The organism is Providencia zhijiangensis (assembly GCF_030315915.2).
Lineage (GTDB): Bacteria > Pseudomonadota > Gammaproteobacteria > Enterobacterales > Enterobacteriaceae > Providencia > Providencia zhijiangensis.
Genome location: NZ_CP135990.1, coordinates 2,837,466 through 2,860,251 on the forward strand (window position 1 = coordinate 2,837,466; position 22,786 = coordinate 2,860,251).

The following is a 22,786-nucleotide window of genomic DNA, read 5'->3' on the forward strand; positions in this document are numbered from 1 at the left end:
CCCTTGCTATTTAGTTTTTTATAATTTGAAAAGAAAACGCTCTACCATACCATTAGCATGGCATCTGACTCAAGAAGACACGTAAACGTTTTCCCATTTATCTTTTTTCGCAAAAGAAAAAAACCACGCAAAAAATCGCTTTTTTACGTGGTTTATGTTCGAAAACGAAAATACCTTAATGGACTACTTTAAAAGTAATTCGTTGATTTTTTTGATGAATAAGTTTGGATCTTCCAGCGTACCGCGTTCTGCCAGCAAGGCTTGGTCGAGTAGTACATCCACCCAATCTGCAAACACGCTTTCATCTTCCACTTCAGACGCTTTTTTCACCAATGCATGGCTCGGGTTCAGCTCGAAGTTATATTTCACTTCTGGCGCCGCTTGACCCGCAGCCGCGAATAATTTCGCCATTTGGGTGCTCATTTCATCCGCATCTGTGGTCACAATGGCTGGTGTATCGGTTAAACGATGAGTCAGTTTCACCTCTTTCACACGGTCGCCCAAGAAGGTTTTTACGCGCTCAACAAATGGCTCTAACTGCTTCTCGGCTTCTTCTTGCTCAGCCTTGTTTTCATCCGCTAACTTGTCTAACGACTCATCAGCTTTGCTCACAGATTGGAACTGTTTGCCATCAAACTCAGAGAGGTAGTTCATCATCCATTCGTCAATGCGATCGGATAACAGCAGAACCTCGATGCCTTTCTTACGGAACAGCTCTAAATGCGGGCTGCTTTTCGCGGCAGCGTAGCTATCGGCAGTGATAAAGTAAATCTTATCCTGACCTTCCACCATGCGGCTTACGTAGTCTTCCAGCGAAACATTTTGTACGCTACTGTCGTTATGGGTGGTTGCAAAGCGCAGCAGTTTTGCAATCGCTTCACCGTTGCCCATATCTTCCGCAGGGCCTTCTTTCATAACCAGCCCGAATTGCTGCCAGAAAGTTTGGTATTTCTCTGCGTCGTTTTTCGCCAATTTTTCCAGTGTTTGCAGAACACGTTTTGTCAGTGCACTGCGCAAGTTGCGAGTCAGTGCGCTGTCTTGCAGAATTTCACGGGAAACGTTCAACGGTAAATCGTTGGAATCCAATACCCCACGAACGAAGCGCAGGTAATTAGGCATGAACTGCTCAGCATCATCCATAATAAAGACGCGTTGAACATACAGTTTTAAACCGTGGCGCTGGTCGCGGTTCCACAAATCAAATGGGGCTTGAGATGGAATATACAGCAGACTGGTATATTCCTGTTTCCCTTCCACACGGTTATGCGCCCACGTTAATGGGTCAGCGTAGTCGTGGGAGATATGCTTGTAGAACTCAATATACTCTTCGTCTGAGATTTCAGATTTGCTGCGAGTCCACAGCGCTTTCGCTTGGTTGATTTTTTCCCAAGTAACCGTGCCGTCTTCTTCGTTTTTCTCTTCGATTTCAACGGGCAGCGCAATATGGTCAGAATACTTGCTGATAACGGAACGTAAGCGCCAGTTATCTAAAAACTCTTTTTCGTCATCACGTAAGTGCAGGGTAATTTCGGTTCCGCGATCGGCTTTTTCGATATCTGCGATAGTGTATTCACCTTCGCCAGCAGATTCCCAGAATACTCCTTCGCTCGCATCAGCACCCGCTGCACGGCTGCGTACGGTGACTTTATCGGCAACGATAAATGCGGAGTAGAAGCCCACACCGAATTGGCCGATCATTTGGCTATCTTTGACTTGGTCACTGCCTAATGATTCTAAGAATGATTTGGTGCCTGATTTAGCGATAGTACCTAAGTTTTCAATGACTTCTTCACGGCTCATACCGATGCCGTTGTCACTGATAGTTAGCGTACCTTTGTCTTTGTCTGCGCTAATACGCACACGCAGTTCGCCGTCATTTTCATACAGTTCAGGCTTAGATAATGCACGAAAACGCAGTTTATCCGCCGCATCGGATGCGTTGGAAATGAGCTCACGCAGAAAAATTTCTTTGTTTGAGTAAAGAGAGTGGATCATCAACTGTAGCAGTTGTTTGACTTCTGATTGAAACCCACGAGTTTCTTGTCCTTTCATACTCATTAATCGCCTCTATATCATCAATCTAATAGTTAGTTTTGACTTATCGATGGAAACTAATTTGGGGACAAAAAAATAGAATTCAACCACTAACCACAAATTAGCCGCCAAATTAATCTAAACGAAAGGAAATTACCAAAAACTACGATGCTTTGCTTTGAAGGTTTTGAATTAAGGTTTTTGCTTTGAGGGGTTTGCCTTTAAATTTTAAAAACAACTCCCCACCATCATCCTCTAAATAATTTGTGCCGTAGCTAGGCGTCGAATGCATTAATCCCTGGGAGCATACACAAGTATGTGACTAGGGTTGATGCATGAAGACAACAACGCTACGGCGCAAAGAATGACGAGGACTTTAGAGCCGTTGGCGTCCCGCCAACGAGTGAGAAAGGGTGGTTCCGTCAACCATCTCTAACTCCCCACCGACAGGCACCCCATGCGCAATCCGGCTCGCCGCCACCCCATACTGCGCACACATCTGCCCAATATAGTTCGCCGTCGCCTCCCCTTCTACTGTCGGGTTGGTCGCCAAAATCACTTCAGTGATGTTTTCCGATGCAAGTCGCTCTTCGAGCCTATCTAGCCCAATATCCATCGGTCCAATGCCATCTAATGGTGACAGATGCCCCATGAGTACGAAATAGCGACCTGAGAATTGACCGGTTTGCTCAATAGCATAAATATCTGCGGGGCTTTCCACCACGCAAATCAGCCCATTTTGCTGACGGCGCGGGTTATCGCAGATATTGCAGGTGTCTTGCTCAGTAAATGTGCGGCAATCGCGGCAATGCCCGATTTCGGACATTGCACGAGTCAGAGACTGAGCCAAACGCATTCCGCCACTACGGTCACGTTGCAGAAGTTGGAAAGCCATTCGCTGCGCTGACTTGGGTCCCACACCGGGGAGACAGCGCAGCGCTTCCATCAATGATTCAAGAAGCGGACTCGTTTGCATTAGAATGGCATCTTAAAGCCTGGTGGCAGTTGCATACCGCTAGATACGCTAGCCATTTTTTCTTTTTGCGTTTCTTCGATACGACGAGCTGCGTCGTTGAATGCCGCAGCAATCAAGTCTTCCAGCATATCTTTGTCGTCTTCTAACAGGCTAGGATCGATTTCAACACGACGGCAGTTATGTGAACCGTTGATGGTCACTTTGACTAAGCCAGCACCAGATTCGCCAGTAGCTTCGAGTTGAGCGATTTCTTCCTGAACTTTCTGCATTTTATCTTGCATTTGCTGGGCCTGTTTCATCAGGTTACCCAATCCACCTTTACCAAACATAGTTTTCTCTCACAACTGAGGCTACAGATTCGCAACTGTAGCGTTAAACGGGGCGAATACTCTCTTCATCCAATTGCGCATCAAACATGGCGCGCAATTTTTGAATTGTTTTATCCGCAATAATAGACTGACGGGCTTGCGCCAGTTTCTCTTCATAAATCGCCTGACGCCACTCCAGCGGCGTTTTCACCGCCGTATTATCATCGTGAACGATTTTCAGTTCAACAGGGCGACCATAATGTTCACTCAACGCGTCTTGCAACGCTTTGAGAGCGTTAGGTTTATCAAGATGGCGTTGAGCAGAGCGCAAGTGCAATACAATTTGCGACTCATCCAATTCTTCTTTATATGAATTCAAAGCCAATTGTTCAACTAGCTTCGGAATATTTAATTGCGCAATTTCCCCTGACCAACTATCACGCTCGCGCCCTTCTTCGGTGATTTTTATTGCTAATTCAGGGGTTTTCTCATATTCCAACGCCTCTTTGATTTCAGTTGGCGTTGTTACTGCGTCTTTTGCGTCAAGAACTTCACCATTTTGAGGCTTCCACTGGTAAGGCTTCGGCTTCGCAGGCTTTGTCTTCTGTGACGCTTTTTCCATCACATTTTGCTGATGTTTGCTGGTTACCGCGGCCAGCCGTTCAAGTGCTGAAACCGCCGGCTTAGCCCTTTCGGACGTCACCGGATGAGTCTTTTTTGGACTCGGATCCTCACTTTGTGGCGTTTGTAGTGCCTGTCTGGCTTTTAATAGCTGCAATGTTGGGCTATTTTCCGGTAAGTTCTCTGCGCTCGCAGGCTGCGGGGCCGGGCGTCTTACCGTTGATGGTGCTGGCTCTGGCTGAAAAGTGGACGTCGGCGCGCTTGAAACTAATTTCGGCGGCAATTCCACTTCTTCAATAATGCTCTTTGGGTGGAAGGCTAGCGCTCTTAATAGCGCCATTTCCACGCCCATGCGTCTTTCTGGCGCGAATGTCAGTTCTTTGCGCCCCACCAGCAAGGTTTGGTAGAAAAGTTGAAGATCCGCTGGAGAAATTAATCGTGCCACTTGTCTTAGGCGCCCTTCCGTGGAGGAAGGATCGGTTTCTTGTTCCGCGGGCAGTAGTTGGATCATCGCGATGCGGTGAAGCTGAGAGAGGATTTCAACCAGTAAGTTTTCCCAATCAGCGCCACGGGAAGCAGCTTGCTCGACTTGGGCCATCACACCAAGACCATCAGCACGAACTAAGGCTTCAATAATGGCGAGCGGCTGCTCATCGTCAAGTGTGCCCAGCATTTGGCTAACGATATCCGCAGTGACTTTACCTTGCCCCATGGCAATTGCTTGGTCAGTCAAGCTCAATGCATCACGCAAACTGCCGTCTGCGGCGCGGGCAATCAACTGACGAGCGCGAGTATCGTGCTCAATATTTTCCGCGTTTAGGATCAACTCAAGCTGTTCGCTGATTTGTGGGACATCCAACGCTTTTAGATGGAACTGCAAGCAGCGGGATAAAATCGTGACAGGCAGTTTTTGCGGATCGGTTGTCGCCAGTAAAAATTTGACGTGTTCCGGTGGTTCTTCCAGTGTTTTAAGCAACGCATTAAAACTGTGGCGCGACAACATGTGAACTTCGTCAATAAGATAGACTTTAAAGCGACCACGCGCTGGTGCGTACTGAACGTTATCCAGTAATTCTCGCGTATCTTCGACTTTAGTGCGTGATGCCGCGTCAATCTCAATCAGGTCAACAAATCGCCCCTGTTCAATTTCCAAACAGTTGGCGCATTTTCCGCAAGGTGTTGCCGTGATCCCCGTTTCGCAGTTTAACCCTTTGGCAAACAAGCGGGCGATCGTGGTTTTCCCGACACCGCGGGTACCCGAGAAAAGATAAGCGTGATGAAGCCGTTGGTGCTCTAGCCCATTAGCAAGTGCAGTCAACACATGCTGCTGACCAACAACGTCTGAAAATTTTTGGGGGCGCCACTTACGGGCAAGTACCTGATAGCTCATGGATTCCACTGTTATTCAACATGGGACATTGATAAATATAATAATAGTACCATGCTACCACAGCCTCAACCCATTGGGCGAGACTGCAGTAAAAATAGTAAGAAGAGTGCGGAGCAGATTAGTGGCCTGGGAACTCAACAAGACTATAGGAAGTAACGCCTTCTTTTGCTAAACGCTCAACGCCGCCTAAATCTGGCAGTCCGATAACGAAAGCAGCATCCACCACTTTTGCGCCTAGCTGTTTGATCATTTTCACGGTCGCTTCGACAGTACCGCCAGTTGCTAGCAGGTCATCCACCACCAGCACGTTGTCTTGTGCGGTAATGCTGTCTTTGTGGATTTCCAGAGTGTCGGTGCCGTATTCCAGATCATACGTCATACTTAAAACTTCACGCGGTAATTTGCCTTTTTTACGCACAGGCACAAAACCTACGCCTAAGCGTAATGCAACAGGAGCGCCGAACAGGAAACCACGGGCTTCAGTACCAACAATTTTGGTCACACCTTTGTTTTGATAATGCTCAACCAGCATATCGATTGTCGCTTGATAAGCCGCCGGGTCATTTAACAGTGTGGTAATATCGCGAAACAGCACACCCTCTTTTGGATAGTTAGGGATAGTCGCGATACTTTCTTTAATCAATTGCAGTTGTTGCTCTTTAGCGGTCATAATAAAAACCAATATAGTAAATACGAAAGGGTAGAATCTATGCAAACTACCATAAAAATGCAATAAGAAGCCGTCTATTTGCTGTAAGTTTTATTGTTGGATATCAATATTCCGCCACTTTTCACATTTATTGAGAATAAAAAATGAAAACACAGGCTCTGTTAGAGGCATTGAAAAAGCAGATTGATGAGTTAGCTGAGCGCGTCGCCCCCATCAAAGACCATGAGTTTTCACACTCCCGATTTGATATGCAGCTATTTAGCCATAAATCCACCAAACTGGGTGATTGCCAGAAAGAGCTCAATACCTTGTATCAGCAATTGTGTAATAGCGTTTCGCTAAACCATGCCCAGCAAGTGAACTTTTTAACCGAAAAAATCGTGCATCAAATGCAAGCTATTTCCCGCGAACTCTCCACTCAAGGATTACGGGAAAAAGAAGATTCTTTTCGGACGAAAAAGGAGCAGGTTGATTTATATGAACGTTTATCACAACATCAAGATTATGAACGCCGTTTACAAGCAATGGTAAGCGAAAAAGAACTCTATTTAAGTGGCTTAACTGACTCACATTTACAGCACCAGTGCCAAAAAGAGCTCGCCGCGTTAGCCGGGCGCTTATACCGCTGTAGACAAGCATTAATGCGTATTGAAAAAGCCATCGAGCACCAAGAAAACCAATTTTTTGATTAGAGGATCGTGAATGGAAACACTGGACACTGCACCACTCGAAACTCAGCTCGCGGTAGATTTAATTTACTTATTAGAATCGGCTGAAGTCGATACCCATACCGTCCTGAAAGCATTAGAGATAGTTAAGCAGGATTATCTCAACAAACAGGCCGCCGAAGCAGCCTGTCAGAATGGTAATTAACGCAGGTTATTTTTCATCGCCATTTTTATCATTATCTTTGTCTTTGATAATTTTCGTCACTTCCTGCACTTCATCACCCTGATTGTTATGCAAATGCACTTCTAATTGATTGAAGGCGATATTGATATCGTTTTCACGGCATAACCGGTCAATTTCACGGTTCACTTCATCACTGGTGATGGTACGCTCACCGATCTGGCGTACATAAAAACGCAGTTCGTGGTCTAACGTGCTAGCGCCAAAACTTAAGAAGTAGGCTGCAGGTGCAGGGTCCGTCATCACTTTGCTGTTAGAGGTTGCCGCTTGCAGTAATACGCGTTTCACTTTTTCCAGATCGGAACCATACGCAACACCTAAAGAGACCGTAATTCGCGTAACCGTGTCTGAGAGCGACCAGTTGATTAAGCGCTCAGTAACGAATGCTTTGTTCGGGATAATCACCTCTTTGCGATCGAAATCCACAATCGTAGTGGCACGAATACGGATCTTACTGATCGTTCCCGAGTAAGTCCCGATGGTGACGGTATCCCCAATACGAATCGGTCTTTCGAACAATAAAATAATCCCCGAAACGAAGTTCGCAAAAATTTCCTGTAAACCAAAACCGAGACCAACGGTTAAGGCAGCGGCTAACCATTGCAACTGATTCCATGTCACCCCTATCATCCCGAGGGAAGCAATCGCCCCGATACTGACAATCACATAGGTCAACATGGTGGTGATGGCATAGGTGGAACCTTGGCGAAGTTTGAGTCGTGACAACACCAACACTTCCAATAACCCTGGTAAGTTGCGCGTCATAATCCACGCCACCACTACAATCACCACCGCTAAAATTAGGTTGGCCAAAGTCACATGCTGCATGATATTCGCCCCTTCCGCTGATGTAGCGGTATAGCTCCAGAGTTGGATGCTATCGAGGAAGGAGAAAATCGTAATAAAATCAGACCAAATGGCGTAAAACGCAAACGCAAAGATAATAAACAGCACCATTGTCGTTAAGCGCAGAGACTGCTGGCTAATCAACTCAATGGTCATAGGCGGCTCTTTGATAGGCTCGTTTTCAGTTTCTTCTTGCTGTTTTGACTGCGCTCGACGCTCAAGCGCACGCTTATACGCCAGTTTTCTAGCGCCTAAACTTAAGCCTCGCAAGCAAACATTATACGTGATGTACCAAAGCACCAGAAGATACAAGCTATCTAACCAACGGTTGGCTAAACGGAGTGTGGTGTAATAGTAACCCGCAATCATCAAGCCAATTAAAATTAGCGGCGAGAATGTCAGTAACGTGATCAAAATGGAGCGCGTTAAGTGGCTACCCGTTTCCTTCCAAACCTGTTTACAGAACGGAATAGTAAAAATACACAATAATAATAAACAGATAGAAACCACGAGCTGCCCAATCACATCCTCAGACACCTTCAGCGGGTTAATCATTCCATAGGTGGAAAAGAAGATAAGCGGGATCAGCGGCACCGATAAACGCACCATACGACGACGCATACGCTGGGCATTTTCATGTTCAATATTAAAGTGTTTCTCTGCAATACCTTGAGGTTTTAATACCCTGAACGTTAATTCAAATAGCGCCCAGAAAATCGCGAGTTGCAAGAAATAAGACCAAATAAACTCCCCTTGCAGATTACCGGTTTTTAAGAACCAGTAACCAATGGCGATAACCACTAATGAAATTGGGATGGTTTGCAGCAACGTGAGTAACAGAGCCAACGGTGTATTCAGTACGCTGTCGTTACGCAAGCTAGATAAACGCAGGTCAATATCATGTAGACGCTGAGTGATTTTTCGATTCAACCAGATAAAGATCAGTGCCGCCAATAACAACGGAATCGTCACCCACAGCGAGCTCAGCAAGCCTTTTTTCAGGCTCGATAATGAAAAATCAAAATCGAGGTGAGTTAGTTGATTTTTGGCCGCTTCAGGGAACGCTTTTAACCACTCAATATCCATCGGTTTATTACTGTTTACCCAGAAAATCTGCTGAGCCAAAGTATGCTCAAGCGAGCTAACCACACTCAATAATTGGTTTTGATCCAGTTGCAAATTAATGGCTTGGGAAATTTGACCACCTAATTGTAAATTCAATTCATCCAATAATTCACGGCGAACATCCAGAATTTTTACCAGCGCCGCTTTATCTTCTGGGGTAAACAAGCGGGCATTTTCTTGTTCTCCGACCTTAACCGCTTGCTCATGCTCCAGATTATTAATGTAATCCGTAGGTTGGTATAACGCATCACGCTGCTGGTTTATATCAAACTGCTCCAAACGTAGGTCGGCGATGGTGACAGGCAAATTTTTGGTGAGAATATCCGCGGGTAAATCAATTTGTTGCTGAAAAAGAATTCGCGATAGCAGCAAGCTTCCGCGTAATACGTTGATTTGCTCTTTTAAGTTTCGTTCTGATTGAGTGGCGCGTTCTAACCAAGTTTTTACTCGGATACCATTTTGCACCATTTTGTTGCCGTCTTGAGTCACTTCAATCAAGCGGTTGCTCAGCTTGTTATTGATCTCCACCTCTTTTTGTATAATCGGATTTTGCTGCACCGCATCATCCGTAGAGGTATTTTGTGCTTCACGTACTGTCGATTGAGAATCACTGAGACGCACTTTGCTGATAGCGTCTTGGATCACCTGAATTCGGGCATCGAGTTGCTCAATGTACGCCGCCGTGTAATCACGCTGTTTCTGCAAAACATCTTGGAGTTGCGTATTAGCTTGGAGAACGCGCTTTTGAAATTCGTTTTGCTGCTGTAGAAGGTATTGCTCAAGTTGCAGCATATTCACTTGTGTGGTGCGCAGCTTGCTGGAGTCGGTCAATGTGCTGTTAAGCTCGTTACGGATCTCTTGCAGTCTTCGAGCATTGTCCAACATGATAGCTTGGGCGCGCTCAGGTTGAGTTTGCAAACCGATCAGTTGGCTGTTGTATGTGGCGAGATCATTTTGCTCAGCTTGCAGGTTATCCAAATGGGTTGCCAACATGGACTCTAATTGTTGCAGGCTGCTATTTTCAATTTGGTGCTGAAAGTTAATATCAGGATTTTCATTCTGATTTTTTATTTGTAATAAACCTTGAACCGCTTTTTTTGACTCTTCACCGGAGTGACTTAATTTTTTTTGCAGTTCGTCTGAACGCTGATCGAGTTTTTCCAGTTCATCATAATAATTTAATGACTTTTCCAAATCGGCGATAGCGAGTTTATCTTCTTGCCCTGCATTGTTTTTTTTATTTAGCGAATTGAGCTCTGTTTTTATCTCGTTTTTGCTGGGAAGGTTACTAATTGTTGCTGCGGAAATTTGAAAAGAGAAAAAGGTGATGGCAAATGCCAAAAATATTCTAATTGAATATAACCACGCTTTTCTGTATTGCATTAGTGGGCCCATGATATCTCGTTGTGATCCTACTATTATCTAGCTCTTAAATTGTTTAGTTCTAATATACTTAGATCTAATATACTGAGTTCTAACTTGCTATTTGAGCTGCAATTTTGACAAACCGCAGCTCAATTCTCAAAAAGCTTTTTTAATCTATGGCGATAAAATTAAAAGGTGAGAACTTTTTCAGCATCTAATGTCCACGCAGCCAAATCAACCAATGTACCGATTTCGACACCATCAATTAATGGCAGATCACTGATACCTCGAGCATCAGTGCAGGTTTTGCATAACTTAACAGGGACATTTTGCGCGGTTAAAATCTCTAACATTTGCTGAAGGTTATACCCTTCTTTCGGTTTTTGCGCTGTGATCCCAGCAGTAACTGCGTCAGACATTAAGAAAATTTTCAGGTCGGTTTGTGGGTGTTGCTCTTTTAGCGTGATAGCTAAGCGCAGAGAGTTAAACAACATTTCACTTCCGTATGGCGCGCCATTCGCAATGATCAAAATGGATGACATGGTTTTCTCCGATTATTCGTTTGGCGTTGGTTTGACTCGCAGTGAGACGCTATTTTTAAGCGTTTCTAATAGAGTATCAACTAACGTCGTGGTATGTGCGTCTATCATAAAACGCTCTGGCTGTAATAACCAGTTTTCAAGTAAGCCCGACATCAGTGCTCGGATCATCACCGCGCTACACGCTAAATCTAAATCGGCTGGAAGTTGTCCCGCATCCACGCAATCACGTAAATTTTTAATAATCCGCTGTTCACTTGCGAGATAGTTTTCACGCTTAAAATCAACGACAGATGCCATTTCTCCGACTAATTCGCATTTTAAGAAAAAGATTTCCATTAACGCGCGATTTTTAGGAGTACTAATAAAATCGGTAAGAATATATATTAGCAATTCTCTTAGTATTAAAAGTGGATCATTGGTATATTTCGAACGATAATAATCCTCAGCTTGAGTAATTTGATTATCGCTAAATTCACAGGCTTGATGGAACAGATCCACCTTATTCTTAAAATGCCAATATATAGCTCCCCGGGTAACACCCGCAGCTTTGGCTATATCGGCTAATGATGTGGCTGTTACTCCTCGTTCAGAAAATGTTTTGATGGCTGCATCTAATATTTCCTGACGGGTTTCTTCAGCCTGTTGTTTAGTTTTTCGTGCCATTGACGCCCGTTTTTATCGAAAGCTGATTTACATACATTAGTGTATGTTTGTACTATAGCATAGTGATAAATCATATAATTTGCTTTTTTTCTTAATTTTGTTTTGAACTCATATCGATTAATTGAGGTTAACTTATGCGAAAAAACAGAGGGGTGTTACCTCTGGCTCTGTTGGTCCTTTCAGGCGGCTTAGCGTTATCTGGTTGTAACGAAGAACAGAAAGGTGGCGGTGAACGCCCGGCGCCTGATGTAGGAATTGTTACGCTGAAAGCTGAACCTCTGACCATTAAGACCGAACTTCCTGGCCGTACATCTGCATTTCGTATTGCAGAGGTTCGCCCACAAGTAAGTGGCATCATCCTAAAACGTAACTACAAAGAAGGTAGCGATGTTGAGGCTGGCGTATCGTTGTATCAAATCGATCCGGCACCTTTCCAAGCAACCTACAATAGTGCTAAAGCAGAATTAGCCAAAGCGCAAGCAAATGCTAATCTCGCCGCATTAACTGTTAAACGTTATAAGCCACTGCTTGGCACGAATTACATTAGCCAACAAGAGTACGATCAAGCTAGCTCAACATATGCGCAATCATTAGCAGCGGTAAAAGCCGCTGAAGCGGCAGTTGAAACAGCGCGTATTAACTTGGATTACACCAAAGTCACTTCCCCTATCAGTGGACGTACAGGCAAATCCAACGTAACTGAAGGTGCTTTAGTTTCTGCTGGTCAAGCAACTGAACTAATGCGCGTTCAACAGTTAGATCCAATCTATGTGGATGTCACTCAGTCGAGTGAAGATTTCTTACGTTTAAAAGCTGAAATCGAAAATGGTGCTCTGCAAAAAGAGCCGGGTAAAGCACCTGTTAGCTTAGTCATTAGTGGCGGACAAGAATACGCGCAGAAAGGACAATTAGAGTTTTCTGACGTGACTGTCGATGAAACCACAGGTTCCATCACAATGCGTGCTGTATTCCCTAACCCGAATAAAGAGCTGATGCCAGGTATGTTTGTTCGCGCTATTTTAGAAGATGGTGTGAAAGAAAACGCGATTTTAGTCCCACAACAAGGTGTTGCACGTACTCCACAAGGTGATGCGCAAGTGATGGTTGTTGGCGCTGAAAACAAAGTTGAAGTACGCAAAGTACAAGTCGCACAAGCGATTGGCAACAACTGGTTAGTGACTGAAGGCATGAAAGATGGCGACCGTGTCATTGTGATTGGCTTACAGAAAATCAAGCCAGGTATGGTTGTTGTGCCGAAGCAAGCAAACTTAGAAACTCAATCCATTGTAGACACTCAGGCAAAACCTGAAACCGCGTCTAAATAAGGGAGCTATTGATTAATGCCTAAGTTTTTTATAGATAGACCAATTTTTGCATGGGTAATTGCGATTATCACCATGCTTGCGGGTCTGCTGGCAATTATCAAGTTACCTGTCGCTCAGTACCCGACGATTGCACCGCCGGCTGTTTCCATTTCAGCTAACTACCCAGGGGCGGATGCGTCAACGGTACAAAATACGGTGACCCAAGTTATCGAACAGAACATGAACGGTATCGATAACTTGGTGTATATGTCATCAACCAGTGATTCATCAGGTTCAGCAAGTATTACGCTGACTTTTGAAGCGGGTACTGATGGCGATATCGCCCAAGTACAGGTACAGAATAAGCTCCAGTTGGCGATGCCACTATTACCTCAAGAAGTACAGCAACAAGGTATTAGTGTGGATAAGTCCACCAGCTCATTCTTAATGGTTGCAGGCTTTATTTCTAAAAACGGTTCAATGGGTCAATACGACATTGCCGACTACGTAGGGTCAAATATTAAAGACCCACTTAGCCGTGTAAATGGTGTTGGTGAAACCCAGCTGTTTGGTACCCAATATGCAATGCGTATTTGGTTAAAACCAGAGCAACTTGTTAAGTACAATATGACAACTTCGGATGTCATTAATGCTATTCGCGTACAAAACAACCAAGTTGCTGCCGGTCAGTTAGGGGGAACTCCTCCTGTTGGCGGCCAGCGTTTGAACGTCTCAATTATTGCTCAAACCCGTTTAAGTAACGTTGAAGAGTTCTCTAACATCTTACTGCGTGTGAACCAAGATGGTTCACAAGTACGTTTGAAAGATTTAGCCACTGTTCAACTGGGTGCGGAGAACTACAGTACCGTTGCTCGCTTTAACGGTATGCCAGCAGCAGGTATCGGTATTAAATTGGCAACTGGCGCTAACGCACTGGATACGGCGAATAACGTACGTGCAGCCTTAGCTGAGATGGAACCGTTCTTCCCTGAAGGGTTAGAAGTAGTTTACCCATACGATACAACGCCATTCGTTAAGATTTCGATTAACGAGGTAGTTAAAACGCTAGTTGAAGCGATCATGCTGGTTGTTGTGGTTATGTATCTGTTCTTACAGAACATCCGTGCAACATTGATCCCAACTATCGCCGTACCGGTGGTTCTGTTAGGTACCTTTGCTATCTTGTCGGCCTTTGGCTACTCGATAAATACCTTAACCATGTTTGCGATGGTACTTGCCATCGGTCTTCTCGTGGATGACGCCATCGTTGTTGTTGAAAACGTTGAGCGTGTAATGCAAGAAGAAGGTCTGCCACCAAAAGAGGCGACCAAAAAATCCATGGGCCAAATTCAAGGTGCTCTGGTCGGTATTGCAATGGTGCTGTCTGCGGTATTTATCCCAATGGCCTTCTTCGGTGGGTCTACAGGGGCAATTTACCGTCAGTTCTCTATCACCATCGTTTCATCGATGCTGCTATCGGTATTAGTTGCGATGATCCTGACCCCTGCACTGTGTGCAACTATGTTGAAGCCAATTGAAAAAGGCAGCCATGGTTCCACGAAAGGGTTCTTTGGATGGTTTAACCGCGTATTTGAAAAGCAAGCTCACCATTACACAGACAGCGTAAGCCGTATGTTGAATGGAACAGGTCGTTACCTTGTGATCTACGTTTTACTGGTCGTAGGCATGGCATTCATGTTCGTTCGTCTGCCATCGTCATTCTTGCCAGCAGAAGACCAAGGGGTGTTCTTATCCATGGTGCAGTTACCACCAGGATCAACTCAAGAACAAACCGAAGTCATCTTGGATGAAGTCAGTAATTACTTCAGAGTAGATGAAGGTAAAAACGTTGAGTCTGTATTTACCGTTGGTGGCTTTAGCTTTGCAGGTGCAGGGCAAAACATGGGTCTCGCGTTCGTCGTTCTGAAAAACTGGGATGAGCGTAAAGGTAAAGAAAACCATGTGGATGCGATTGTTGCGCGTGCAAACGCAGCACTATCCAAAAAACAAGGTGCCTTTATTTATGCCTTTAACTTGCCTGCAATCGTCGAATTAGGAACATCAAACGGTTTCGATTTCGAACTGGTTGATAAAGGCGGTTTAGGCCATGACAAACTGATGGAAGCACGTAATCAGTTACTTGGACTGGCAGCGCAGCACCCTGAAATTCTGCAAGGTGTACGCCCTAATGGCCAAGATGATACATCGCAATACCGTATCTATATCGACCAACAAAAAGCACAGGCGCAAGGCGTTGCGATCAGCGATATCAACGCAACTCTCAGCTCCGTGTTTGGTGGTACTTACGTCAACGACTTTATCGACCGCGGTCGTGTGAAGAAAGTTTACGTACAAGGTGACGCGGAAAGCCGTATGTTGCCGTCAGATATCAGCAACCTGTATGTTCGTAATAACCAAGGGAAAATGGTGCCATTCTCGGCATTCTTAGATACATCTAAAGATCCTTGGAAATACGGTTCACCACGTTTAGAACGTTATAACGGTGTTCCAGCGATGAACATTCAAGGCCAAGCAACAGAAGGTCAAAGTACCGGTGCTGCAATGCTGATGATGGAAAAACTGACCACAGAAAACCTACCTGCGGGTATCGGTTATGAGTGGACAGGTATGTCGTACCAAGAGCGTTTGTCTGGTAACCAGGCACCTGCCCTGTATGCGATTTCCCTGATTGTTGTATTCCTGTGTCTGGCTGCACTGTATGAAAGCTGGTCTGTACCGTTCTCAGTTATGTTAGTGGTGCCACTTGGGGTTATCGGTGCGTTACTCTTCACCTCCGTCCGAGGCTTAGATAACGACGTTTACTTCAAGGTAGGGCTGTTAACCACCATTGGGTTATCGGCGAAGAACGCAATCTTGATTGTTGAATTCGCCAAAGACTTGATGGAGAAAGAAGGTAAAGGATTGATTGAAGCAACATTAGATGCAGTTAAAATGCGTCTAAGACCAATCCTGATGACATCACTGGCATTTATGCTGGGTGTTATCCCTCTGGTATTCAGTAATGGTGCAGGTTCTGCGGCACAAAACTCCGTCGGTACAGGTGTACTGGGTGGTATGTTCGCAGCAACATCATTGGCTATCTTCTTCGTTCCGGTATTCTTTGTGGTGATCCGTCGCCGCTTTGCAAAGGTACCAGAGCACGTTGATAACCATCAGCCACCAGCAAACCACTGATTAAATTCATAAGTACAAAAAGACCACAGCAATGTGGTCTTTTTTTTTTGCTATCGCTCAGGGATTTTTAGTAGGTCTATTCTATTTTTTGATAACTGCAGAATGAGAAATTAGCGTTATAGTCATCCTCGTTAAGGACATTTAATAGCAAGGAACTTATAACAGATGGCTCATACAATAATGCTAACTAGACCCTTTCTACTCAGTCGGAATATTCGTTCAACAACGGCTATTGAGCATCATTTTTTCTTGAGCAATGAAAACCATGGTCAACGGAGTTTGACCATCCAAATCGCCAAGATGATATGGGCGAAAATCACCCAAATGGAGGGACGCTCTCCAAAACAACGAGTCATCAAGCTAGTTAATTCAAATTCATCTAGCCAACCCTCATCATCCTCACCTTTTCAATTCGCAAAGCCTGTCTTGTTTGCTAATCGCTTCAATCATCAAAATGCCCCTTTTATCACTTCCTCGAAACAACACAACTTCAATCCATCGAACACCATTTTCATTCCCCTTCATGACGGTATTTTGAGTGCAGGTCGTTATACGAAAATCGAGACTTTTCATCAACAAGCACACCATCTTGTGACAGACAAGGACGTCACGACTTTCGGTAATACCCGCCCTCTTGAAAGCCATCAAACATTATGCAAAGTATGCACTCTTTGCCTGCAAAATATAATTGATATTAAAGGATTCACTCAAACTAGAAATTCCTCACTACGTGGAAATAGTGAGATTTCAATATTCAGAACAGGAGCCTTTCAGCTAGGGAAGAACCAATAGGTGCTTGTCATATCAACAGCATCAGAAATAAAAAACGGCCTCATTCTCTGAGGCCGTACTATTTATTTGTCGAATTTTCTGGTTTCTATTACAGCCAGAAGAACCAAGCAAATAGAGAGATGACAATGATACATGCCACGTTCAATACAGCACCCACACGTACCATTTCAATTTGTCGAATATAACCCGAGCCAAACACAATCGCATTCGGTGGTGTCGCGACAGGTAGCATAAAGGCACAAGATGCACCAATACCGATAATCATGGTTAACGCCATGACTGGCATACCTAATGCTTCCGCAACTGTTGCAAAGATTGGAACCAACAGTGCCGCACTGGCTGTATTACTGGTAAATTCCGTCAGGATGATAATAAAGGTTGTCACCGCAAGAATGATCACAAACCAATGGCTTTCACCAAATGTCATTTGCATCCAGTCTGCCATGATTTTACTTGCACCAGATGAGCTTAAAATCGCGCTCAGTGTCAAACCACCACCAAACAGCATTAATACGCCCCACTCGGTATTTTTTTGGATTTGTGACCAGCTAGCCACGCCCGTAATACCGATTAATACTGCCGCGCTCAATGCGATGATGGTATCTAAATCTTTCACACCACCTAAAGCTTCGCTAATAAATGTACTGGTGATCCAGCAAACAACCGCTAAAAAGAAAATGCCCATTGCGGTAATACGTTTACCATTCCATTCAACTTTTTCTAATTCAATGTCAAAACGGTGTTTTAAATTCGGACGCAGCATCATGTACATCAGCACAAACATCATTGGCAGTAAAACTACCATGATTGGAATGCCGTATTTCATCCATGATAAGAAATCCAAGCCAAGCGCAGAAGCGGCGATCGCATTCGGCGGGCTACCTACAATCGTACCTAAACCACCAATACTGGCACTATAAGCCACACCCAATAACACGAATACAAATGTATTGCGCTCATGGCGAACATCAAGGTTAGAAAGAATACCTAAAACCAGCGGTAACATCATTGCGGCTGTTGCCGTGTTGCTGATCCACATGGATAACCCAGCGGTCACCACGAACAGTAAAATCACAGCAACCGATAGACGCCCACGAGCAGCCATCAACAAGCGGTTAGCTATTAGGCGGTCAAGACCTTGAATATGCAGTGCAGTTGCTAACGCAAATCCACCAAAGAACAAAAAGATAATTGGGTTAGCAAAAGCTTTTAACGCATCCCCGGTTCCCATTAATCCCAGCCCAACAGCCAGTAAAGGAATACATAATGCCGTGATAGTGACGTGAATAGCCTCTGTTAACCAAAGCACGCCCACAAAGACCATTAAAGCCAGTCCCGCATTTGCTTTTGGATCAAAAGGCAAAAATTTCAACAGTAAAAGTAAAACTACAATATCAACCGCTAGGATAATCCAACCACGCTTATTTGAAGGGGTTGGAGAAGCCGATGGTGTCAAAGATTCGGAAGCATCCATGTTAACTCCATAGCTCGGAAGCAATTTAAGTTTTCGAGTAATTTTTGTTAATCGTTTTTTAAGAGGAGTAAAATATAGAGTTAATTGAATGAGATGAAAATGTAGATAGCCCAAAATTGCGATCTGCACCCCGCAATTAACTCACTTTATGGTGAAAATCGTAAAAATCTCACTGCTAATTCACAAAAATGGCAATTAATTACTTAAGACAATGTATAGGTAAGAATAACTAACTGCGACGTTTCTCTATAAATTCCCCTCACCAGAAATATATAACAATTTGATAGTTCAGATAAATAATTCCATTTCTATTTTGTGAGCTGTAAACCAGCGGACTATGTAATTCAGGCTGGCTTACATTTTTATGAGTTATCCTTGGGATGGATGGCCTAACAAACCATTATGCAATGTCATGCTCGGTAACCACTGGGTATCCATTCTAGGCATTCCTAATGAATCTTTCTGTGCAAACCCTGCAGCCTGTTCCGACAACAACGAAAAATGAACATCACTTTCAATACGCTGATAATCCTTAAGCTCAATATGCGTTTCTGCCAGATCAATCGTTAAATCCAGTGAGTGGCGCTGAATAAATTGTTCTAATGACACATCTTTTGTTTGGTTGATGAAACGTAACTGCAAATGTTGATGAGCCTGTTTTTGATCACCAAAAACTTGCCTCAACACTAAAGTGGTATTTTGGCTCATATCTGTGATAAATAAATCGTCATCGTGCTGGCTCATCACCAATTCATCACTCTCTGAGACAGGTAAAATTAGCGTATCTAACTGAGAATCAAGCGCATGATTATCGATAATAATAGAGTGGTAATACGCCCATGATTCTTTCGAAATCCTGTAAGTATCCTGTCCATTTCCAGCACTCAGCACGATGTTTTCCACATCCTGAATGATTGCGGGCGATAACCTATCATTTTGCTTGCCACCACGAATAATCAATGAAGAACCGATATGAGCGCTTTGTGATTGGTTTTCATTCGCTAAAATATCGACATACAGAATTTCACCGCTTTCAGCAAACATTAACAAGCCATTACCGACAATTTTCACATTATCAAACCGTAAATCAGGATAAACATCGACAATTTTTGGTAACTGAGCGCTGCTGATCAAGTGCTGGCCTTGTCCAAATGCAGAAGATAACTGATTCTCCATCGCAAATGACTGGCGATACAATTTCTTAGCTGTTGGATCAAAAATTAATCCAGCTGAATTATCCGCACTTAATCCCAGAAACTGAATATTATTTTCTAATGATAATTCATCAGCAATAATCAATTTTCCATTCATGTACCATGCGGGAATATTTTGCAGGGAATTTTCTTTATTTAGCCCAATCAACGTGATTGTTTTACAGCAATAATAATCCCCCAATTTTTCCCACCAATTTGCCCGCTCTTTAAACCAAACTTCATTTAATGCAACGGGATGATATTTCCCGCTAGCATCAATTTGGCAAACGACACCATCCGAATCAGACAGAAATAAATTACCTTGCCAAAATATAACGTTTTGTATGTTATGAGGGGTGTTCACAATCCATGCTGTCGGTTTAATCACATTTAATATGTTCTGCCCTGCACCTTCTTGGCGATACAGTTCTTTATTTTTATGGCTGTAAAAATAGAAAACTTCCGTTCCCTTATCATCAAATAGGCTTCCCATTAATGCTAAATCAGGCGGAATAGCCCAATGGTTTTGATGTAATCGGATATTGGTCGGCTCTTTACCATAACCAAGAGAAGGAGATAAATTAGGTTTAATAAGAAGATTGTCCTCCACTCTTAACCAATAACGGTGTAGAGCTTGGTTACTATCAATCCCTGATATCGTCACGCTCTGACCTAAATCAGCTTCAATCTGTACAGACTGCTTACCATCAGGTTTGTGAGTACCACTTAACATATAGTTCTGTAGGAATCTCTGAGGCGTTATCGTTGAAAACTGGGTTGGTGTTTGAGCTAATTGTTCTAATAAAGTTGAATTCGCATTTAAGCCGATTAATTTAATTTTATTTTGCTCAAGTTGAAAATTAACAACTTCATTAGTATCAGTATATTTGCATGAAAAATAAATATGCCCATCACCTTTCCATAACTGTAATATTTCAAATGGACGATTATTTTGATTTTCTAATTGATATTCAGCACTCACCCCACCGGTTGTAATATCCACTTCCCATATTCGCTTTTGTACTGGTAAGTAGAAATAAGCCAAATCATCCACCACAGCACTAAAAATAGCGTACTGTTTATTAGAATCTAAAGTATCAATAAAAATATAGCGCTGATTGCTCACATCATAGAAAGCTCGCCCCACATCCTTGCCATTGTGTTGGTGATTATCGATAGCAATATACTGCCCGTGCGCTTTATGCTGCTTAGCATAGTGCTGTAAATGTTGGTCTAAACTTTTGGGAATTCCTTGCCATAATTTTTCATCTTCACTCAAAATAGCTACCTGAGATGCTGAAAAATCAATTTCCTGTACTTCTTTATTTTTATCAACAACGACGATTTGACCTTTCACGCGGTCAACATCGATATCGATTTCAATATTCCCCACTATTAATTGATTATTTTGAATTTTAACCGCGCTATTATCCAACTGGCTGGCGTCTATAATCCATTTTGAATTTTGATTATTTTGCGCATCATCCGTTAGGCTGATACGTACCCCATTATTTAGATTGAGCTTATACGTTCCACCGTAACCTTTTATTTTATATTCAATTTTTCCATACCATTCCTTCGCTAGCTGAGGAATAACTAATTCACGATTTTTTTCATCTAAAATAACATCAATTGGGGTATCCACATATTCATGGAAAATCTGTGTAATAGTATTTTCGCTAGGGAATATATAGAAATCATAATCAAAATTATCTTCCTGTTCTAATCGGCGAATAACATCGAAACCATTATCATGACGCGATGTACATCCCGGCCATAAGTTGTAATTGTATTTAATATAGGACTTAGGAATAACAGGTAACATAACGGAATCGGCATGACTAAAATCTAGTTCATGCGTCGCTGACTGATAGCCAATACCCTGACGGATATTTATAGCTTGCTCTCGATCTTTAACCATAGTAGGGAAATTTCCTGCCCAAAATATATAGTTATGGCGCCCACCACCCGAAGAGCGAGGACTTGTTCGATAAATATATTGGCTATCAAATTGAATTTTGTTATTTCTTAAATCGAGTGAATCAAACACAGCGCTGATGAATCCCCTAATGATTTTGGTAAAAATCATTAAGTTAAGGTGGATACACATCTTGTCATATGATCAAATGGTTTCGCGAAAAATCAATAATCAGACAACAAGATGTGCGAACTCGATATTTTACACGACTCTCTTTACCAATTCTGCCCCGAATTACACTTAAAACGACTCAACAGCTTAACGTTGGCTTGCCACGCATTACTTGACTGTAAAACTCTCACTCTTACCGAACTTGGCCGTAACCTGCCAACCAAAGCGAGAACAAAACATAACATCAAACGAATCGACCGATTGTTAGGTAATCGTCACCTCCACAAAGAGCGACTCGCTGTATACCGTTGGCATGCTAGCTTTATCTGTTCGGGCAATACGATGCCCATTGTACTTGTTGACTGGTCTGATATTCGTGAGCAAAAACGACTTATGGTATTGCGAGCTTCAGTCGCACTACACGGTCGTTCTGTTACTCTTTATGAGAAAGCGTTCCCGCTTTCAGAGCAATGTTCAAAGAAAGCTCATGACCAATTTCTAGCCGACCTTGCGAGCATTCTACCGAGTAACACCACACCGCTCATTGTCAGTGATGCTGGCTTTAAAGTGCCATGGTATAAATCCGTTGAGAAGCTGGGTTGGTACTGGTTAAGTCGAGTAAGAGGAAAAGTACAATATGCAGACCTAGGAGCGGAAAACTGGAAACCTATCAGCAACTTACATGATATGTCATCTAGTCACTCAAAGACTTTAGGCTATAAGAGGCTGACTAAAAGCAATCCAATCTCATGCCAAATTCTATTGTATAAATCTCGCTCTAAAGGCCGAAAAAATCAGCGCTCGACACGGACTCATTGTCACCACCCGTCACCTAAAATCTACTCAGCGTCGGCAAAGGAGCCATGGGTTCTAGCAACTAACTTACCTGTTGAAATTCGAACACCCAAACAACTTGTTAATATCTATTCGAAGCGAATGCAGATTGAAGAAACCTTCCGAGACTTGAAAAGTCCTGCCTACGGACTAGGCCTACGCCATAGCCGAACGAGCAGCTCAGAGCGTTTTGATATCATGCTGCTAATCGCCCTGATGCTTCAACTAACATGTTGGCTTGCGGGCGTTCATGCTCAGAAACAAGGTTGGGACAAGCACTTCCAGGCTAACACAGTCAGAAATCGAAACGTACTCTCAACAGTTCGCTTAGGCATGGAAGTTTTGCGGCATTCTGGCTACACAATAACAAGGGAAGACTTACTCGTGGCTGCAACCCTACTAGCTCAAAATTTATTCACACATGGTTACGCTTTGGGGAAATTATGAGGGGATCTC

At 43.4% G+C, this 22,786-nt stretch carries 16 protein-coding genes; 6 read left to right on the forward strand and 10 right to left on the reverse strand.

Features of this window, described 5'->3' with window-relative positions; translation table 11 throughout:
* Positions 1-183: 183 nt before the first annotated feature.
* From htpG to apt, 5 genes are all read right to left on the reverse strand, one after another.
* On the reverse strand, positions 184-2,058 hold the full coding sequence (gene htpG, locus QS795_RS13015) for a molecular chaperone HtpG (RefSeq protein ID WP_272521395.1): 1,875 nt from the start codon (positions 2,056-2,058) through the stop codon (positions 184-186).
* 352 nt (positions 2,059-2,410) lie between these two features.
* Positions 2,411-3,010, reverse strand: a complete 600-nt coding sequence (recR, locus tag QS795_RS13020) for a recombination mediator RecR (RefSeq protein ID WP_154602434.1) — start codon at positions 3,008-3,010, stop codon at positions 2,411-2,413.
* A complete protein-coding gene (locus QS795_RS13025; protein ID WP_006659291.1) occupies positions 3,010-3,339 on the reverse strand; it encodes a YbaB/EbfC family nucleoid-associated protein in 330 nt (109 codons plus the stop codon). Before QS795_RS13025 ends, recR begins: the two co-directional genes overlap by 1 nt.
* Positions 3,340-3,382: 43 nt before the next feature.
* Positions 3,383-5,329, reverse strand: a complete 1,947-nt coding sequence (gene dnaX, locus QS795_RS13030; RefSeq protein WP_154602433.1) for a DNA polymerase III subunit gamma/tau — start codon at positions 5,327-5,329, stop codon at positions 3,383-3,385.
* A 118-nt stretch (positions 5,330-5,447) separates the two neighbouring features.
* Positions 5,448-5,999 (reverse strand): adenine phosphoribosyltransferase, encoded by a 552-nt coding sequence (apt, locus tag QS795_RS13035; protein ID WP_036952557.1) that lies wholly within the window; start codon positions 5,997-5,999, stop codon positions 5,448-5,450.
* A gap of 143 nt (positions 6,000-6,142) precedes the next feature.
* Between apt and priC the strand changes: the two genes are divergently transcribed.
* A complete protein-coding gene (gene priC, locus QS795_RS13040; protein WP_154602432.1) occupies positions 6,143-6,691 on the forward strand; it encodes a primosomal replication protein PriC in 549 nt (182 codons plus the stop codon).
* Between the two features lie 10 nt (positions 6,692-6,701).
* Complete coding sequence (locus QS795_RS13045) at positions 6,702-6,872, forward strand: DUF2496 domain-containing protein (RefSeq protein ID WP_154602431.1); 171 nt, start codon at positions 6,702-6,704, stop codon at positions 6,870-6,872.
* Between the two features lie 6 nt (positions 6,873-6,878).
* Here QS795_RS13045 and mscK read toward each other — a convergent pair whose 3' ends face one another.
* The 3 genes from mscK to acrR all read right to left on the reverse strand — a co-directional run bounded on the left by mscK (position 6,879) and on the right by acrR (position 11,449).
* The gene (gene mscK, locus QS795_RS13050) at positions 6,879-10,274 is read right to left on the reverse strand and encodes a mechanosensitive channel MscK (protein WP_318626529.1); all 3,396 of its coding nucleotides are present in this window, start codon (positions 10,272-10,274) and stop codon (positions 6,879-6,881) included.
* Positions 10,275-10,432: 158 nt separating this feature from the next.
* A complete protein-coding gene (locus QS795_RS13055; RefSeq protein WP_286271332.1) occupies positions 10,433-10,786 on the reverse strand; it encodes a DsrE/DsrF/TusD sulfur relay family protein in 354 nt (117 codons plus the stop codon).
* Positions 10,787-10,798: 12 nt separating this feature from the next.
* Positions 10,799-11,449 carry a multidrug efflux transporter transcriptional repressor AcrR gene (gene acrR, locus QS795_RS13060; RefSeq protein WP_132496735.1) on the reverse strand — a complete coding sequence of 217 codons (651 nt, stop codon included), beginning with the start codon at positions 11,447-11,449 and terminating at the stop codon, positions 10,799-10,801.
* Positions 11,450-11,583: 134 nt separating this feature from the next.
* On the opposite strand from acrR, the gene QS795_RS13065 reads away from it, so the two are divergent.
* The 3 genes from QS795_RS13065 (at position 11,584) to QS795_RS13075 (ending at position 16,740) form a co-directional block, all read left to right on the forward strand.
* On the forward strand, positions 11,584-12,774 hold the full coding sequence (locus tag QS795_RS13065) for an efflux RND transporter periplasmic adaptor subunit (protein WP_154602428.1): 1,191 nt from the start codon (positions 11,584-11,586) through the stop codon (positions 12,772-12,774).
* Between the two features lie 15 nt (positions 12,775-12,789).
* The gene (locus QS795_RS13070; RefSeq protein WP_318626530.1) at positions 12,790-15,948 is read left to right on the forward strand and encodes an efflux RND transporter permease subunit; all 3,159 of its coding nucleotides are present in this window, start codon (positions 12,790-12,792) and stop codon (positions 15,946-15,948) included.
* A gap of 165 nt (positions 15,949-16,113) precedes the next feature.
* Positions 16,114-16,740 (forward strand): hypothetical protein, encoded by a 627-nt coding sequence (locus QS795_RS13075; protein ID WP_286271325.1) that lies wholly within the window; start codon positions 16,114-16,116, stop codon positions 16,738-16,740.
* 88 nt (positions 16,741-16,828) lie between these two features.
* On the opposite strand, the gene QS795_RS13080 is transcribed toward QS795_RS13075, so the two are convergent.
* Together QS795_RS13080 and QS795_RS13085 are read right to left on the reverse strand one after the other, a co-directional pair.
* Complete coding sequence (locus tag QS795_RS13080; protein WP_286271323.1) at positions 16,829-18,214, reverse strand: SLC13 family permease; 1,386 nt, start codon at positions 18,212-18,214, stop codon at positions 16,829-16,831.
* 369 nt (positions 18,215-18,583) lie between these two features.
* Positions 18,584-21,517, reverse strand: a complete 2,934-nt coding sequence (locus QS795_RS13085) for a TcdA/TcdB pore-forming domain-containing protein (protein WP_318626531.1) — start codon at positions 21,515-21,517, stop codon at positions 18,584-18,586.
* A 51-nt stretch (positions 21,518-21,568) separates the two neighbouring features.
* Here QS795_RS13085 and QS795_RS13090 point away from each other — a divergent pair, with 51 nt between their 5' ends.
* Entirely contained in the window at positions 21,569-22,777 is a 1,209-nt protein-coding gene (locus QS795_RS13090; RefSeq protein ID WP_001339197.1) for an IS4-like element ISVsa5 family transposase, read from the forward strand.
* Positions 22,778-22,786 lie beyond the last annotated feature (9 nt).

What these genes read in the sequence shown, in the direction of transcription:
- htpG (WP_272521395.1), bottom strand. Translation starts at nt 2,058, where the DNA reads ATGAGTATGAAAGGACAAGAAACTCGTGGGTTTCAATCAGAAGTCAAA.
- recR (WP_154602434.1), bottom strand. Translation starts at nt 3,010, where the DNA reads ATGCAAACGAGTCCGCTTCTTGAATCATTGATGGAAGCGCTGCGCTGT.
- QS795_RS13025 (WP_006659291.1), bottom strand. Translation starts at nt 3,339, where the DNA reads ATGTTTGGTAAAGGTGGATTGGGTAACCTGATGAAACAGGCCCAGCAA.
- dnaX (WP_154602433.1), bottom strand. Translation starts at nt 5,329, where the DNA reads ATGAGCTATCAGGTACTTGCCCGTAAGTGGCGCCCCCAAAAATTTTCA.
- apt (WP_036952557.1), bottom strand. Translation starts at nt 5,999, where the DNA reads ATGACCGCTAAAGAGCAACAACTGCAATTGATTAAAGAAAGTATCGCG.
- priC (WP_154602432.1), top strand. Translation starts at nt 6,143, where the DNA reads ATGAAAACACAGGCTCTGTTAGAGGCATTGAAAAAGCAGATTGATGAG.
- QS795_RS13045 (WP_154602431.1), top strand. Translation starts at nt 6,702, where the DNA reads ATGGAAACACTGGACACTGCACCACTCGAAACTCAGCTCGCGGTAGAT.
- mscK (WP_318626529.1), bottom strand. Translation starts at nt 10,274, where the DNA reads ATGGGCCCACTAATGCAATACAGAAAAGCGTGGTTATATTCAATTAGA.
- QS795_RS13055 (WP_286271332.1), bottom strand. Translation starts at nt 10,786, where the DNA reads ATGTCATCCATTTTGATCATTGCGAATGGCGCGCCATACGGAAGTGAA.
- acrR (WP_132496735.1), bottom strand. Translation starts at nt 11,449, where the DNA reads ATGGCACGAAAAACTAAACAACAGGCTGAAGAAACCCGTCAGGAAATA.
- QS795_RS13065 (WP_154602428.1), top strand. Translation starts at nt 11,584, where the DNA reads ATGCGAAAAAACAGAGGGGTGTTACCTCTGGCTCTGTTGGTCCTTTCA.
- QS795_RS13070 (WP_318626530.1), top strand. Translation starts at nt 12,790, where the DNA reads ATGCCTAAGTTTTTTATAGATAGACCAATTTTTGCATGGGTAATTGCG.
- QS795_RS13075 (WP_286271325.1), top strand. Translation starts at nt 16,114, where the DNA reads ATGGCTCATACAATAATGCTAACTAGACCCTTTCTACTCAGTCGGAAT.
- QS795_RS13080 (WP_286271323.1), bottom strand. Translation starts at nt 18,214, where the DNA reads ATGGATGCTTCCGAATCTTTGACACCATCGGCTTCTCCAACCCCTTCA.
- QS795_RS13085 (WP_318626531.1), bottom strand. Translation starts at nt 21,517, where the DNA reads ATGTGTATCCACCTTAACTTAATGATTTTTACCAAAATCATTAGGGGA.
- QS795_RS13090 (WP_001339197.1), top strand. Translation starts at nt 21,569, where the DNA reads ATGTGCGAACTCGATATTTTACACGACTCTCTTTACCAATTCTGCCCC.